The sequence below is a fragment of the Rhodoferax ferrireducens genome, from assembly GCF_003347515.1.
Lineage (GTDB): Bacteria > Pseudomonadota > Gammaproteobacteria > Burkholderiales > Burkholderiaceae_C > Rhodoferax.
Genome location: NZ_QEII01000269.1, coordinates 91,397 through 106,075 on the forward strand (window position 1 = coordinate 91,397; position 14,679 = coordinate 106,075).

The window sequence follows — 14,679 nt, forward strand, 5'->3', positions numbered from 1 at the left end:
TCTCCTCGTAGCACAATGGATAGTGCGCATGCCTCCTAAGCGTGAAATACAGGTTCGATTCCTGTCGAGGGGACCACTCACTCGGCGCTGGCATTTGTTTCCTTGATTCATCACCAAAAAAAGGCCCGCCATGAATATCACCCTGCATTTAGTCCCCGCCGTCTCGCTCATCGCCGGGATCTTGATCCTTATCATGCCGCGCTTGCTGTCGACCATTGTGGCCGTTTATCTGATCGTGGTCGGCCTGGTCGGCTTGTTTGGTACTGGCAACTTTCTCCGCTGACTCAGCGCGACGGCGCACGCAAGGTGCGGCTTAGCAGCATCACCGGGATCAAGCCCACCAGTACCAGGGCCAAGGACGGCAAGGCCGCCTCACCCAGCCGTTCGTCGCGCGCCAACTGGTAGGCCACCACGGCCAGGGTATCGCTGTTGAACGGACGCAGCACCAGCGTGGCGGGCAGCTCTTTCATCACATCCACAAACACCAGCAAGGCCGCCGCAGCGGTGGAGCGCTTCAGCAGCGGCCAGTGCACGCGACGCATCAGCGCCATGTCGCGCGTGCCCAGCATGCGGGCCGAGTCATCAAAACTCGCCGGAATTCGGGCATAGCCGCTTTGCAGCGACTGCAGCGCCACGGCGCAGAAGCGCACCAGATAAGCCCAAATCAGGCCGAGTGAAGTCGCCGTCAAGACATAGCCCACGCTGCTTTGTGGCGCCACACTCTGCAGCCAGCCCACCGGCAGCAGCAATCCGACAACGATTACCGCGCCGGGTACCGCATAACCCAGCCCGACCAACTGGGCGGCCAGTCGGGTCGGCAGGTCCGGGCGGCGGCGCAGGTTGAACGCGAGCACCAGGGCCAGCCCGACGGCCAGCAAGGCGCTGATGGCGCCTAGGCGCAGGCTGTTCATGGACCAGCCCAGGAACTGCGTCCACGACAAGACCGACCAGTCGGCCACCAGGGGCCGCAGCATGAACAGCACTGGCAGCACAAAGCCGATCAGTACCGGTGCACCGCACACGCCCCAGGCCAGCCACTTGGCACGGCCCTGCAACATGAGTGGGCGCGCATCCATGGCGCCAGCGCGCCCGCCTCGGGCCGCAGAAAACCGCATGCGCTTTTGCGCGCGGTGTTCCAGGAACAGGAGCATCGCCACCAACAGCAGCAGCATGGTGGCCAGTTGCGCCGCGGCAATGCGGTTGTCCATGGAAAGCCAGGCCTTGTAAATGCCGGCCGTAAAAGTCTGAATACCGAAGTAGCTCGACACGCCAAAATCAGCCAGCGTTTCCATCAGCGCCAGAGCGGCGCCCGCAGCCACGGCGGGACGGGCCAGTGGCAAGGCCACTTCCAGGATGCGCCGGCGCATGGGTGCACCCAGCAGGCGGGCGGCCTCCATCAGGTGGGCGGCACGTTCACCCAGGGCCGTACGCGCCAACAGGTACACATAGGGATACAGCGAAAAGGTAAACACCCAGGCGGCACCGCCCAGACTACGGATTTCGGGGAACACCCGGCCTTCGACACCCAGGGCATTGCGCACAAAGGTCTGTAGGGGGCCCCCGAACTGGAGAAAGTCCGTATAGGCATAGGCCACAACATAGGCCGGCATGGCCAGCGGCAACAACAGAGCCCACTCAAAAACCCGGCGACCCGGGAAGTCAAACATGGTCACGACGGCGGCCGTAGACAAGCCGGTCAGCACCACACCGACGGCCACCATCAGGCACAGTCGGACCGTCGTCCACACGTAATCCGGCAGCACGGTGCCGCTCATCTCCTGCAAGATTTGTGCAGCTGCGGCGCCCGAGTCACCCCACGGCAGCCAGGACGCGAACACCGCGACCACCGGCAGCATGAACGCCACTGTCAGGGTCAACAACAACAATTGGCGTGGCCAGCGGAACGGCATGAAAGGGATCTCTCGACAGTGGGCAAATGAGAATTGTAAGCATCTACAATGCATTTCATGTACTTAGAGGTATCACAACTCCGGATTGCATACGCAGGTCGCAGTCAGCCCGCCGTGCGGGACGTGTCATTTGGTCTGCATGCGGGCGACATCGGCGTCCTGATCGGGCCCTCAGGCTGCGGCAAGACCACTCTGCTGCGGGCAGTGGCGGGCTTGGAGCCCGTGTCGGCCGGTGTCATCAAGCTGTCGGGCCAGGTGGTGAGCAGTGCCACCCTCAACCTGGCGCCGGAGGCACGCCAGATTGGCATGGTGTTCCAAGACTATGCCTTGTTTCCCCATTTGAATGTGGGGCGCAACGTCGGCTTTGGCATCAACCATCTGCCCAAAACCGAGCGCGCCGCCCGCGTCGCCGAGGTGTTGGAACTGGTGGGCCTGGCCGGCCAGGAACAACGCTTTCCCCACGAGCTCTCGGGCGGCCAGCAGCAGCGTGTCGCCCTGGCACGCGCCTTGGCACCCAAGCCCCGGCTGTTGTTGCTGGACGAACCCTTTTCCAATCTGGATGTGGACCTGCGCGAGCGCCTGGCGCACGAGGTTCGCACCATCCTCAAGGCGGCGCAAACCACCGCGCTGTTCGTGACCCACGACCAGCTGGAAGCCTTTGCCATCGGCGACACCATCGGCGTCATGCAGGCCGGTCAGCTCCACCAGTGGGACGACGCCTACACGCTGTATCACCGCCCGGCGACCCGCTTTGTGGCCGAGTTCATTGGCCACGGCGTCTTCGCACCGGCGGTGATTCGCCAAATCAACCAGCAGGTGGTGGTGCAAACGCCCTTGGGCGACCTCACCGATGTGGCGGAATGCCCGCTGCCGTGCGCTTTCACGGGTGGGGCATGTGACGTGTTGCTGCGCGCCGATGACATCGTGCATGACGACGATGCGCCGGTGAGGGCGGAAATCATCCGCAAGGCGTTTCGCGGTGCTGAGTTCTTGTACACCCTGCGTCTGGCCAGCGGCGACACCATCATGGCGCATGTGCCGAGTCATCACGACCACAAGATCGGCGAGTGGATCGGCATTCGCGCCCAGGTAGACCATGTGGTGACCTTCGACCGCGAGTCCTCGGTCAGCAATGGAAAACTGTGCCGCATGCCGTGCGAACACGCCACGCGGCCAGCCACCATTGGCACCGTTGAACAGCCCATCTCAATGCAGCTCACACAGCTCTAAATTCGGTCAGAAGTACAACGCCTCGACCACCTTGCCGCCCACAAGCACATTGCACTTGTCGCCGGACCGTCCATTCCCGACTTGCACCGCCCCAGCCACGATGCCCAGCACGCCGCGTTTGCCACCCAGAACCGAACCGAAGTAACAGTCGGCCGAAACCTCCATCCCCTGGTACTCGGAGCGCAGGTTCAGCGTGGGCGTATACGGCGGGAATCGGCCTGAGAGCACCGGGTCACCGTTGACGGACAGCGTCAGCGTCGTTTGCTTCGGGACGTACTCGCCACCGAATTCGAGCTTGTGCCCGGCGACTTCGACCTGTTTCTTTTGTGCCACCCTGGGTGGTGAACTGCAGGCGGCGAGCAGGCTCGGGGCGAGAACACAGAGGATCAGTGCTACACGCATGGTGTTTTCCTTGTACTTTTTAATGAGTGAAACAGGCAGCGTGAACGGCGCAGCCAAGGCCGAATCATCGGCGCGTACAAAGCGATCAACGCGGGGCTGTTTGATTGGGACGGGGATGCCATTGCAGACGACTGCAACCGGTAGATGGTAGAAGCTTCCATCTGCCCTTTCCATAGTCCGTTTGGGCTATGGACTTGACAAAGAGACTGAAATCTACCCCGCCAGATACGCCAATTGCCCCCAGCTGCGGCGCAGCACTTCGCCCAAGTGCCCCATCTTGCCTTCCAGTGTGTAGATGCTCAGAGCCACGGGGAACCTGCCGCTGGTTTGGCCGACAAAGACCCGCACATCCATGGCGATGCCCTGGACGCGACCGACAAACTGCCCTTCGAATCCACTCAATACCCCGTATTGCGCCGCGCTCCTGGACACGGTTCGGGCCTGGGCGAGGTTCAAGCCAAAGTTCTGGCTGGCGCGCTGGATCGCCGAGCTAGCCACTGGCGGGAGCTGGGCATCGGACACGCGCTCCTGCGGCCAACTGGCATAGGTCATCACCACTGGCGGGTGGTGATGATCCGGGCTTTGCACGATGAAGCTGGGGTGACCAGAAGTCTGGCTCAGCTCCGCCTCCCATGGCGGCTGGTTCTCGACCCAGATGGCCAGGCCGAGTTCCGGCACTTTGTGGATTTGCATCTCGCGCAAGGGCCTGGGCTGGGCAGCCGTGCGCTGGATTGCGCCGGCAAACCAGGCGCAGGCACTGGCCTGCAGCCACTGGCGCCGCGATGAGCTGCGGGCGATCATGCCAGGCCGCCGCGTCGAGACACTGCTGCGCCCATTCCCAACAGGGTCAACAACACCACGGCCAACAGGCTGTACCAGCGGGTGCTGCGCTTGAAGGCGACGCGCCAATTCAGGCGGCTGAGCAGCCAGCAGGCCAGCCACACCAGCGCGTAGCTGATCGCGGCCCGGCCCAGCAGGTTGCCCAGGATGTAGGAAGCCGTCATGCCGGTGCACCCGTGTTGACCGGTGCGTGCAGGACCCATCCGGCATCAGTCCACTGCATCATCTGCAGTGACAGGGCGTGAGCATCCCGCGTTTGATGGAACGCCAACGTAGCCTCTTCTCGCAGTGCTTCAAGCGTCCCCGCAACGGCTGTATCGGCAATCAAAAGCACATTGCGTCTTGGTGCGCAAACCACAATGTCGCCCTTGACCTGGCTCTTCACATGGTCGCTCCAGAATGAATCAAACACCAGCATGACCGCCTCCAGATCCTGACCGGTGCGCACCTGCATCAACCCTGCCCGGTTCGACTTCGTCATCAACTGGGCCGAGAACATGCCTTTGAAATTGGCCTGCACCAGTGCTTCCATGTCCACCAGTGACACCCCTGCCTGGGCCAGCAACGGCGGCGTGGCCATCACAAACTGATCTGGCGTATCAAACGCGTAACTGACCAGCAGGTCGCCGCACAGCGGACGGGTCACGGGCATCTGCTCTGGCGGAACACCATGGGCCTGCAATGCTTTGAGAAAGTCGGTGTGCTTGATGCGCAGCGTCACGTTGTCCGCGCGATAAGGCGGGGGTGGCGGCGGCGCCGTCCCCGCCGATGCACCTGTTGTCTTGCGTTTGCCAAACCAGTTTCCAATCATGATCGTGTTCCTATCGTGTGTAACTCTCAACCGTAAATGTCAGACGGTTCCCGCGCTGTAACAGCGAGTTGCAGGCTCAAGGCCAGGAATTCGTCGTGATATTGCGTTTTCACCAGCACGGCGTGCCAGGCATCGTCGTCACCGTCGAGGTCGAGCAGGCGGTAGCCGCGCTCCTTGAGCCAGGCAGCGCCGGCCAGCAGGAGCTGTTCGCAGCGCGCCGGGCCTGCTGGCGGCTCGTCCGGCGCCGCAAACTCGCCCAGGCCACGTGCTGCGCACAGCTGGGTGAGCTGGTTCTCCAGCGTTTCGTCGTCTTTGATGTCGGCGTGGATTCCGATATCGTTTTCTGCCAGTGCGCAGCTCAGCTCGGACAGCTCCTTGACCTTACGCAGCTTGCCGACTTGGTCGATCACGGCGTCGGTGGCATCGATGTCGCCATCGCTGGCCAGCTCGATCCAGCGCGCCAGCCCCTTGCGTTTGCTTTTGGACAGGTCCGCCTTTTTGAGCGGCGGCGGCAGCTCGATCGGCACGCCGGCACCGACGCCCGCGGCGCGCCAACCATCGCGGCTCTGGCGCAGGTGGGCGCGGTAGTGCGCCACCACATCGCGCGGGTAGTAGGGGTGGTCCTGAAAGCTGCTGTCGTCAAGGTCGTAGGCGCACACGGCCAAGGCGACTTCATAGGCGAAGTGCACGAACAGGAGCTCCCGCGTCCCCCGGCGCTCGGCTGCGGCCGCGCTGAAATCGCGCACCGGTTTCCAGCCCAGGGGTTTCATGATGCGGCACCAGTTCTTCATGTAACTGGCCAGGGCTGGGGCGCGCTCTGCGGCGGGCAGGCTGAGCGCGCGCAGGATCGGGTCTGACCAGGGCAGCGCGTATTTCACCCGGTCTTTTCGACTGTATTTCCTGGCGAGCGCAAAGCCCGGCAGGAAGGCTTTCAGGGGCACCTCGAGAGCGTAGAAGCGCTCATTGGGCTGCCTGTTGATCAAGCCTGCCATGGCCTTTACCTGTGCCATTTGGGGCAGCAGCATCAGGGCCAAAGCCAGATAGCTGAAATCAATGCGCTTATAGCTCCAAAAAAGTCCAAAGTCGGGGCTTAACGGGGTCGACGAACTTTCTTCCACCCGGACGCGATAGTTATGCGTGATGGATTGAATGCCGGGCAAATCCGCTTCCAAACGCAAGACCAGATCAGGAATCGGGTCGCCGCGACCGTACATGTAAAGCAGTCGTTGTTTGATATCGTTAACAACGCCACTAGCGGACGAGCTACTCACGTCAGTTCTATTCAAAAAGTCGATGGTGTAGCTGTATCCGTGATCATTCGCATAGTCGGCTGCATCGCACAGCGGGACGCGAAGTGGGTATTTGATTTCAATCTCTATGGGTTCCATATTTTTCCAATCTCCGCTTCGCCTGAATTACCATTCCTATCCACAATCTCAAAAAACTGAGTGCCGGACGTATCGTCGCTTTGCGCGTAAACACGCTTGGTCGTGCCAGGCGGGGTTTTCAATCCATTCTTGATAACCGCTTTTTGAGAGAGTGTCAGCGTATCATCCCCATCGATGCGTTCGATGATCCAGTCCTCGCTCATCTGGCGGCCACTTTTGGTATTGCAAAGCCCCGCCACGCAACCAGCTGGGTCGGATGGATTGACACCTCCCGTTGCCTTGGATTCAACGATGACGTAGTTTCCCTTTCCGTCTATGTAAATGCCATCGATGCCTTTTTGGCCGTTCCACTTTGCGAGTGCATCATCGGCTTTGTTGTCAACACCTCTCACCATGGTGTAGCCGGCGGCCTCAAGTTTTTCACGTACAACGATCTCGCCTTTGAATCCCTTTGTCGCATTGTCGAGCAACCCAAACTTCTCATTTTTTATGTCATCGGGCCGGGTTAACAGGCACTTCGCGTTATGCGCCCACAGCCCCGACTCGCCCACAAAGTAGTTGTGCGTCTGGGCCACACTGAAGTTGTAGACCCGCACCGGCTTGGCAATGGCCGTGTTCTCCAACACCAGCACGTCGCCCTGGCGCGAGGCCAGCACATCCTCATCGGTGATGTCCTTGGCCTCGGTCCAGCCCTTGCCCTGCACCCACAGCGGGTGCTCGTCGGTCAGCTGAAAGGTCTCGAACTCGGTTTTGAGCGCCCGGTAACCCGGCGCAATGCGTCCAAAGGTGTTCTCCACCTGTTGGGGTGCTTCGCGCCATGACGTGTCGTGGCGCGAATACACCAGCGCACCTTGCGCAATGCGTTCGATCGGGACGGCGCCCTGTGGGGTGAGCACCAGCGTGGCGGCCGTGAAGCTGGCGCAGCCCAGGTCCAGCTTGGTGGCCTTGACGGCATCGGCCAGCTTGCCGCTGAACTTGCCCAGCCGGGTCGCCAGTTTGAGCATGACCGCCGGGCTGACATAGGTGCCGATCACTTTGCCCAGGTCGTAGGCGCCACACTGGGTGGCTTTGGTGATGGTGTCTATCGCCTCCTGGCCCAGCAGTTCACCCAAGAGGATGAGGGTGCCTTTGGGGTCGTCGTAGAAGGCTTTGCCCAGCGCCGCCAGCCCTTTGGCCACTTCCAGCGGATCGCTGATGAGGTCAATGATGTCGGTGATCTGGCTTTTCAGGCCGGTGAACAGGCCTTTGCCAAATTCATATCCGTAGGTGAGCGCGCTGCTGACGTTGCCCCACAGCCCGCTCCAAAATCCCTGGTCTTGTGCATTGGCACCCTTGTTGTCGGCACTGGCAGGGGTTTTGTCGCAAACGTCTTCCAGAAACTGGCAGTTGTTCTTTTTTGCCCAGGCCTGGCGGTCTTCCTTGTTCTTGAAGCATATCGGTGGTGGCTCGCAAATTTTGCTCACGATGCCGCTGCTCCCCGGTGCGCTTGAGCTTGGCGGTGCGGTCGCGCCCGGGCCGCTCAGGACTGAACTGGTTTGCGCCCACGCCTGGCCCAGTGAAGACAAGAGCACGGAAAGAACCAGCAGCAGGATGAGACTGCAGCGGCCCGCATGGCTGTGCCGACCGGCCTTGACCTGCGTGGTGCGAACGAGATGATTTAGAAGCATGGGGGTTCCTCTTCATCGCCAGGGCCGGGACCACCTGGTGGTGTGTCTGACGCGCACATCGGATCAGTCGCCGGACAACGCGGCAACTCTGTGCCCGGCGGTGACGCAGGGCCTGGATCAGTCGGCGTGCCGTTGTTGCCCGGCCCGGGCGAAGAGGCGTTTCCGTTCTCAATGGCCGGGCTTTGCATGCGCATCACGGTGTGCGTGACCACGGGGATGCGCCCGGCCACGACCAGACCCTTGCGAAAGGCATCGCTGTCGCCGCTGTTGAGCAGGCCCAGTGCCCAGTTCATGAATTTGCCAGCCAGCGGGATCTGCTTGCGCTCGGGAATGCCATAGGTGATCCTGAGCTTGAGCACGTTGGCATCGAGCAGGGTCTGGCCGCTGTTATTTGTGTTCGGGTCGGCCTTGCAGCCAGGTACATCCACCGGGCATTTGATGAAGGCCAGGTTGCTGTTGGGGATGACCCGGCTGGCGCCGAGCTTGGTCGCCAGCGCCGGGCTGTTGAAGTCGTCAAAGCTCTCCTTGCTGGGCGAGAGGATTTCAATGCGGACGGAGGCGCCGTCGGCGGCTGCCTTGGCGTAAGACGCAGCCAGCTCGCTGCTGCTGGTGCCGCCACCGTAGTAGCCGGTCATGGCGCGGGTGAAGGCGCTGCGAATGGCGGTGGGGTTGGCATTGGCTGTGGTCCCGGCGCGGGCGGCCTCAAAGGTGGCGTAGTTGAGCTGGCTTTTGGTGTGGTACAGCAGGCCGTACTGGATAAGGTTCATCAACAGGAACAGCAAGGTGGGCACCACCACCACGAATTCGACCAGGGTGGCGCCCAGTTGGTATTGCATGCTTGGCTTCACTGGGTTGTGCCCAGGTGCGGCTCAAGCCAGGTGCGGAACTTTTGTAGCCTTTCGGGCGACCCTATATTGCCCTCGAACCTGTCCTTGCTCTGGCCGTTGCGAAAAAGGATCTGAGTGGGAATTCCGTAAATAGTGGTGGGCTGGAGCCCCTTGGGAAAGGTGTGCCAAGGGGACCACTGCACCCGAGCGAACTGGATGCTTTTTGTGGCGTGAGTGGAGGCAATGGTATTGAACGCCTCAAAGCTGCCATCAACACAGTAAGTGCAACCGCGATCGGGGCTGGTGAATTGCACCAGCACGTCGGGATGCGACTGAATATAGGTGGCAAAAGCGGCCGGGGCGACGACATCGATCCCACGACCCGGAACGACTGCCGTTGCTATCGCGCCTGTAGTGACAGGTTGAGTCGGGGTGGCCGCAACAGGCCTGCTGCCGAGTTGCGGGGACGCCGATACCGGGGCGGTATGGTATTGCGCGTAGAGCTTGTCGAACGAGATGGGGTAGTAGCCATGCATCAGGCGCTGTTTGAAGACGACGAGCGGCACGCCCTGCCCGCCCAGCGCGTCGAATTCGGTGCCCGCTTGTGGATCGTTTTGGGGATCCTTGTCGAGGAAGGCGACCCCGGTTTTACGCAGGTGATCACGCAATCCCTTGCAGACCACACTGTCGGTGCAGTAGAGCACCACTTGATCGGGCTGAACGCCGTCGATGGCGACCCCGGCGGGTCGTGGCAAGTCGTTCTCGAAACGCATGGTTTTAAGATCGCGCGCCAACGCCGGGCTAGCCCAGAGCGACACGACGAACGAGAACGAAACAAACAAGCGGCTCATAGGGATTTTTCCTGCGTTACTGAGGGCACCGTGGCACCGACGGCCAGCCGCAAATGGCTGGCGTCGCCAGCGACCAGTTCGAGGGTCTGGTGCGCGCCCGCGCACGCGGCCATGCGCCAGGGCCTGACGTGGGGCGCAATTTTCAATACCAGTCCAGCGCGGTCCAGAAACACCACATCAATGGCATAACGCATGAAGGCGGTGTGCACCGACGCGCAGGGCACCAGCAGCAGCCCCTGGCCGGACTGCAGCGGAGCACGTATCAACAGACCGCCAAGACGGCTGATGAAGTTGTCGGCACGGCGCACGGTGACCGTGGCCTGGTTGATTTGCGGCTTCAATGCGATCTGAACTGATTCAGGGGGGCAAGAATGCTCTACTTTTTGGGGACGCAAGAACTGGTCACACCTGTCTTTGAGGTAAACAGCACGTTGATCGTCTGTCCGTAGGTGTCAAGTGCCAACTGAAAGGCAGCGCCATCTAACGCTTTGGTCGAATAGATAGCTTGACCACTCGGGTCCACAAAAAAGAATTCTTCCTTCAAGCCGCTTTCAAAAGCGTAGCTTTCACCATTGAAAGTGGCGACACCATCAAGCACTTGATATGTTGCGTCTACAAACGAGCCACTTGCTGCGCACGTCAGCGCGACAGGTGGTGTCTCGATGTATGTGTGAACAAGTGGATAGATAGGTTTTGCGACTAGTGCGGATACATCACTCGATTCCTCGCATCGGTTCCGTACTTCGTTTCCAGGCTTAAAATGCCACACTTGAACGCCGTTTTTTAGATGATCCCCCGTCAAAAAGAAGTGTGGCAGGTAACTGTCAGTCGCAGTAGCCAGATTTCTCACAGAGACGGACAAGGGCCCCGAAGCATCCAGTTTTCTTGTAATTTCAATGCCTGTTCTATCAAGCAAGTTTGCGCTCACGCCCGACATGCTGATGAGGCCATCTGCCGTGATATTCAAGGTTTGAGGTGGCAACTCGTTCTCAAGGCTTGACATGTCGTTGACGCATTTCGTTCCGGTATAGGAGCCGACATACCACGGCAGTATCACCTTGGCAAAACTAACTGCCGGCCTAGCTACCGGCACAGGCACCAGGTCCGTATTGTCCGGGGCATCGTCCGCAGACCCGCCGCCACCGCCTCCGCAACCCATGAGAGTGAGACCAAGCACCGAGGCTGCAAAAATTTTGTTCTTCATTAAATTACTCCTATCTAAAAAATCACAAGCGAAAGACTTCTTTTCGCCGATTCAATATCCCCAATCAAAAATTAATCTCAGGTTCCCGCCTCCATGAACTTCATGACGATGGGGAACATGAGAATGGCAAAGACGCAGGGGAAAATAAAAAAAATCAGAGGGAACAGCAGCTTGACCGGCGCCTCCATGGCCAGCTTCTCGGCGCGCGCGAAGCGCTCAACGCGACGTTGCTCGGCCTGCGCGCGCAAGATGGGCCCCAGGGCCATGCCGGTGACCTCGGCTTGAATCAGGGTGGACACAAAGCTCGATACGGCGGGCAAGTCCATGCGCTGTGCCAGCTCGCGCAGGGCTTCGCTGCGCGGCCGTCCGGCGCGAACATCGCGCAAGAGGCGGGCAAATTCGTCTTTGAGCGCGCCGGACGGGCCTTTGTCCACGGCTTGCTGGATGGCGCCGGAGAGGTTCAGGCCGGATTCGACGCACAGGGTGATGAGATCGAGCATGAAGGGCAGCGATTTCAAGGTTTCGCGGCGGCGCACGTCAATGCGATCTTTCAGCCAGACCACCGGGTAGATGAAGCCCAGCAAAAAGCCTCCGAAAAACGGCATCCAGGCATCGAGCTTGAAGCTCTGCGCCAGCCACACCCCCACCCCGCCAAAGACCAACCCCCAGATCAGGCGCCCGGCCACAAACTGCGCCGGGTTGAGCGCGTAGTCAACACCCCCAACGCGCAGCCGAAGCAGCAACGCGTTTTGCCAGGCCATGGACAACAGTGGGCCAATATAGTGGGCCAGCCATTGCACCGGCCACCACAGAAGGCGGTAGCCCAACGGGGGCGGATCAAGCCAGATGCGATCCTGCTCGGGCACTTCTGCGGCCAGGCGCGAGACGACCCAGGCGATCAGGGCGAAGGACAAGCCGGCCGCCATGGCAAAGCCGGCGATGAGCCATTGTTGATTCATGCGGCTTGCCTCACACGTCAATCGCCACGATGCGCCGGATGATCCAGACACCAAAGAATTCCATGATCACCACGCCGCCCAGCACGCCCCAGCCCATGCGGGTCGTCCACAGCAGTGACATGGCTTCGGGCTCCATGCGGGCGAGCACCCAGAGCAGGAAGACTGGCAACAGGCCAACCACCCAGGCTTGCATTTTTCCCTGCGCGGTGAGCGCGCGAATTTTGAGTTCCATGGCGTGCTGGGAGCGCAGCGTGGTGGCGGTGCGCTCCAGCGTTTCGGCCAGTCCGCCGCCGGTCTCGGATGCGATGCGCATGGCCGAGACCATCAGGCTGACTGACTGCACCGGCACCCGGCGGGCCAGGTTGTCGAGCGCGTCATCCAGGCTGACGCCCAGGCGTTGCTGATGCTGCATGAGCCGAAACTCGTCCGACAGCGGTGGGGCCAACTCGGCACTGATCTGGCGCACGGCTGACACCAGCGACAGGCCCGCCTTGACGGCGCCGGCGATCATCAGCAAGGCGTCGGGCAGCTGCTGCTGGACGCGGTCAAGACGGCGCCGACGCAGCCAGCCAAAAACAAAACGGGGGGCAAATGCCAGCAGCACGGCCACCAGGGCGGCCAGCAGCAGGCTTTGCGTGAACAGCCAGACGCTGGTAGCGGCCAGCAGCATGAACGCGAGATTGAACGCGTACAGCCGCGCCGGGTCGGCGAACAAAAACAGCTCGCGCAGGTCTGAACGGGTGTCTCGGGTAAAGCGCTCCCGATAGATCGCCAGCAACTTGCCGCCCAGGTCGGCCAGCGCCCAGACCAGCAACGCGACGCCAAGGGCAATGGCCAGGCTGAAGCCAAGCACGATCATGGGTTGCCCTGCCGGTTGAAGATGGACAGGTCCAGCGCAATGCCGGCCTCTCTGAGTTCGTCGTAAAAGGACGGAATCGCATCGCAAGCCGTGAATCGCCCCTGCACGCGGCCTTGCGCGTCACGGCCTTGTTGCTCGTAGCGAAAGAGCTCCTGCAACTGGATTTTGTTGGCCTCCATGCCGGTGACTTCGACAATGCTGGTCACCACGCGCCGCCCATCGACCATCCGCGCCTGCTGGATGATGATGTCAACGGCGGAGACGACTTGATCACGAATGGCTGGCAGCGGCAGGTCCATGCCGGCCATGAGCACCAGGGTTTCCAGCCGGGCCAGTGCATCACGAGGGTTGTTGGCGTGCAGGGTCGTGAGAGAGCCCTCGTGCCCGGTGTTCATGGCCTGCAGCATGTCCAGCGCTTCGCCACCCCGGCATTCGCCCACGACGATGCGGTCCGGGCGCATGCGCAGCGAATTCTTGACCAGATCACGGATGGCGATCTGGCCGCGCCCTTCGGCATTGGCCGGGCGCGCCTCCAGGCTGATCAGGTGGGCGTGCGCCAGCCGCAGTTCGGCAGCATCTTCGATGGTGATGACGCGTTCGCCGTCGGGGATGTAGTTGGAGAGCACGTTGAGCAGCGTGGTCTTGCCCGAGCCGGTGCCACCGGAGATGATGATGTTTTTGCGGTGCAGGACGGCCAGGCGCATGAACTTGGCCATGTCCGCGCTGATCGCATCAAAACCAATCAGGTCTTCGGCGGCCAGAGTTCGGCGCGCGAATTTGCGGATGGTGAGCGTGGGGCCCTTGAGCGCCACAGGCGGAATAATGGCATTAACGCGTGAGCCATCCTTGAGCCGTGCGTCCACCATAGGGGAAGACTCGTCGATGCGCCGCCCGAGGGGCGCAACGATGCGCTCGATCACGCCGAGCACGGCACGGTCGCTGGTAAAAATGGCGGGGTGGCGTGACAGTCGGCCGGCCCGTTCCACATATATTTCGTCGAAGCGGTTGACCATGATTTCGGTAACGCTGTCGTCTGCCAGCAATTCCTCAAGAGGCCCCAGGCCAACGGCTTCGTTGAGCACATCGCGCACCAAATTTTCCCGATCAATGTCACCCGAGTGGCGCGCAATAGAGCGCCGCTCAGATTGCGCGCGGGTCGGAAAACTTTGGTCAGCCGTCATGGATCGAGCGGCCTCACTGGCGATGAGCTCGCGAATCAGGGCTTCGGTTTCCACGCGCAACTGGGCGTCTTCCATGCGCATCAAGTCACGACGGCGCAAGTCAATGGCGTCGAGCAACTGTCCGTGCAGGCGTCGGCGCCAGACATGGCTGCTAGAGGACGCGCCTGAACTGACCAAGGCACTGACACCGGCAGACGGGTGGGCAGGCACGGCGTCACTGATGTGCGCCAGGTGATGGTCCTCGACCACTGCTGCCCTCAAGTCTTCCACCTGGAGGGTGTAGGCGCCGATGACCACCTGATCGCTCAGGATGATGGGGCCATGCTGTTCAACCCGGGCGCCATTGACCCAAGTGCCCGAAAACTGCCCCAGGTCCTGAATGAACAGGCCGCTCTTGGCGCGGTAGATGCGCGCGTGCTCCTGCCCGACGCGCCATCCCGTGATGCGAATCGCGCACTCGCGGCCCTTGCCGACCAGGGCGGCTGTATTTTTGATGAGCTCGACCCGTTGCTGTCTGTCGGCGTCTGTGATGCTGATTTGAAACATACTC

Annotated in this window: 16 protein-coding genes and 1 tRNA gene; 3 read left to right on the forward strand and 14 right to left on the reverse strand. The window is 61.2% G+C overall.

From position 1 onward, the window contains the following. The first annotated feature begins 1 nt into the window (after position 1). Both C5P05_RS11715 and C5P05_RS11720 read left to right on the forward strand, forming a co-directional pair. Positions 2-76, forward strand: a tRNA-Arg gene (locus C5P05_RS11715). A 54-nt stretch (positions 77-130) separates the two neighbouring features. Continuing rightward, a complete protein-coding gene (locus tag C5P05_RS11720) occupies positions 131-283 on the forward strand; it encodes a DUF3096 domain-containing protein (protein WP_114970019.1) in 153 nt (50 codons plus the stop codon). 1 nt (position 284) lies between these two features. Here the strand turns inward: C5P05_RS11720 and C5P05_RS11725 are convergent, their stop codons facing one another. Further along, on the reverse strand, positions 285-1,910 hold the full coding sequence (locus tag C5P05_RS11725; RefSeq protein WP_114970020.1) for an ABC transporter permease: 1,626 nt from the start codon (positions 1,908-1,910) through the stop codon (positions 285-287). A gap of 57 nt (positions 1,911-1,967) precedes the next feature. On the opposite strand from C5P05_RS11725, the gene C5P05_RS11730 reads away from it, so the two are divergent. Then, positions 1,968-3,140: an ABC transporter ATP-binding protein gene (locus tag C5P05_RS11730; RefSeq protein WP_114970191.1), complete on the forward strand. Its 1,173-nt coding sequence runs from the start codon at positions 1,968-1,970 to the stop codon at positions 3,138-3,140. 6 nt (positions 3,141-3,146) lie between these two features. On the opposite strand, the gene C5P05_RS11735 is transcribed toward C5P05_RS11730, so the two are convergent. From C5P05_RS11735 to C5P05_RS11795, 13 genes are all read right to left on the reverse strand, one after another. Next, positions 3,147-3,599, reverse strand: a complete 453-nt coding sequence (locus C5P05_RS11735; protein WP_198674700.1) for a hypothetical protein — start codon at positions 3,597-3,599, stop codon at positions 3,147-3,149. A 156-nt stretch (positions 3,600-3,755) separates the two neighbouring features. Then, the gene (locus C5P05_RS11740; RefSeq protein ID WP_114970021.1) at positions 3,756-4,343 is read right to left on the reverse strand and encodes a hypothetical protein; all 588 of its coding nucleotides are present in this window, start codon (positions 4,341-4,343) and stop codon (positions 3,756-3,758) included. Further along, positions 4,340-4,546, reverse strand: a complete 207-nt coding sequence (locus C5P05_RS11745; RefSeq protein WP_114970022.1) for a hypothetical protein — start codon at positions 4,544-4,546, stop codon at positions 4,340-4,342. Before C5P05_RS11745 ends, C5P05_RS11740 begins: the two co-directional genes overlap by 4 nt. Next, on the reverse strand, positions 4,543-5,193 hold the full coding sequence (locus C5P05_RS11750) for a DUF1444 domain-containing protein (protein ID WP_232834449.1): 651 nt from the start codon (positions 5,191-5,193) through the stop codon (positions 4,543-4,545). Before C5P05_RS11750 ends, C5P05_RS11745 begins: the two co-directional genes overlap by 4 nt. Before the next feature lie 26 nt (positions 5,194-5,219). Then, the gene (locus C5P05_RS11755; RefSeq protein ID WP_232834450.1) at positions 5,220-6,581 is read right to left on the reverse strand and encodes a DUF6630 family protein; all 1,362 of its coding nucleotides are present in this window, start codon (positions 6,579-6,581) and stop codon (positions 5,220-5,222) included. Then, positions 6,569-8,248, reverse strand: a complete 1,680-nt coding sequence (locus tag C5P05_RS11760; protein WP_114970023.1) for a polymorphic toxin-type HINT domain-containing protein — start codon at positions 8,246-8,248, stop codon at positions 6,569-6,571. The genes C5P05_RS11755 and C5P05_RS11760 overlap by 13 nt, the downstream gene beginning before the upstream one ends. After that, complete coding sequence (locus C5P05_RS11765; RefSeq protein WP_114970024.1) at positions 8,239-9,084, reverse strand: TadE family protein; 846 nt, start codon at positions 9,082-9,084, stop codon at positions 8,239-8,241. The genes C5P05_RS11760 and C5P05_RS11765 overlap by 10 nt, the downstream gene beginning before the upstream one ends. 8 nt (positions 9,085-9,092) lie before the next feature. After that, complete coding sequence (locus tag C5P05_RS11770) at positions 9,093-9,926, reverse strand: thioredoxin domain-containing protein (protein WP_114970025.1); 834 nt, start codon at positions 9,924-9,926, stop codon at positions 9,093-9,095. Further along, on the reverse strand, positions 9,923-10,267 hold the full coding sequence (locus C5P05_RS11775) for a DUF192 domain-containing protein (RefSeq protein WP_232834451.1): 345 nt from the start codon (positions 10,265-10,267) through the stop codon (positions 9,923-9,925). Before C5P05_RS11775 ends, C5P05_RS11770 begins: the two co-directional genes overlap by 4 nt. A 35-nt stretch (positions 10,268-10,302) precedes the next feature. Continuing rightward, entirely contained in the window at positions 10,303-11,130 is an 828-nt protein-coding gene (locus C5P05_RS33690) for a hypothetical protein (RefSeq protein WP_157979308.1), read from the reverse strand. 77 nt (positions 11,131-11,207) lie between these two features. Then, positions 11,208-12,089, reverse strand: coding sequence for a type II secretion system F family protein (locus tag C5P05_RS11785; protein WP_114970027.1), 882 nt, complete (start codon positions 12,087-12,089; stop codon positions 11,208-11,210). A gap of 10 nt (positions 12,090-12,099) precedes the next feature. Beyond that, on the reverse strand, positions 12,100-12,948 hold the full coding sequence (locus C5P05_RS11790) for a type II secretion system F family protein (RefSeq protein ID WP_114970028.1): 849 nt from the start codon (positions 12,946-12,948) through the stop codon (positions 12,100-12,102). Further along, positions 12,945-14,675: an ATPase, T2SS/T4P/T4SS family gene (locus C5P05_RS11795; RefSeq protein ID WP_114970029.1), complete on the reverse strand. Its 1,731-nt coding sequence runs from the start codon at positions 14,673-14,675 to the stop codon at positions 12,945-12,947. The genes C5P05_RS11790 and C5P05_RS11795 overlap by 4 nt, the downstream gene beginning before the upstream one ends. Positions 14,676-14,679: the final 4 nt, after the last annotated feature.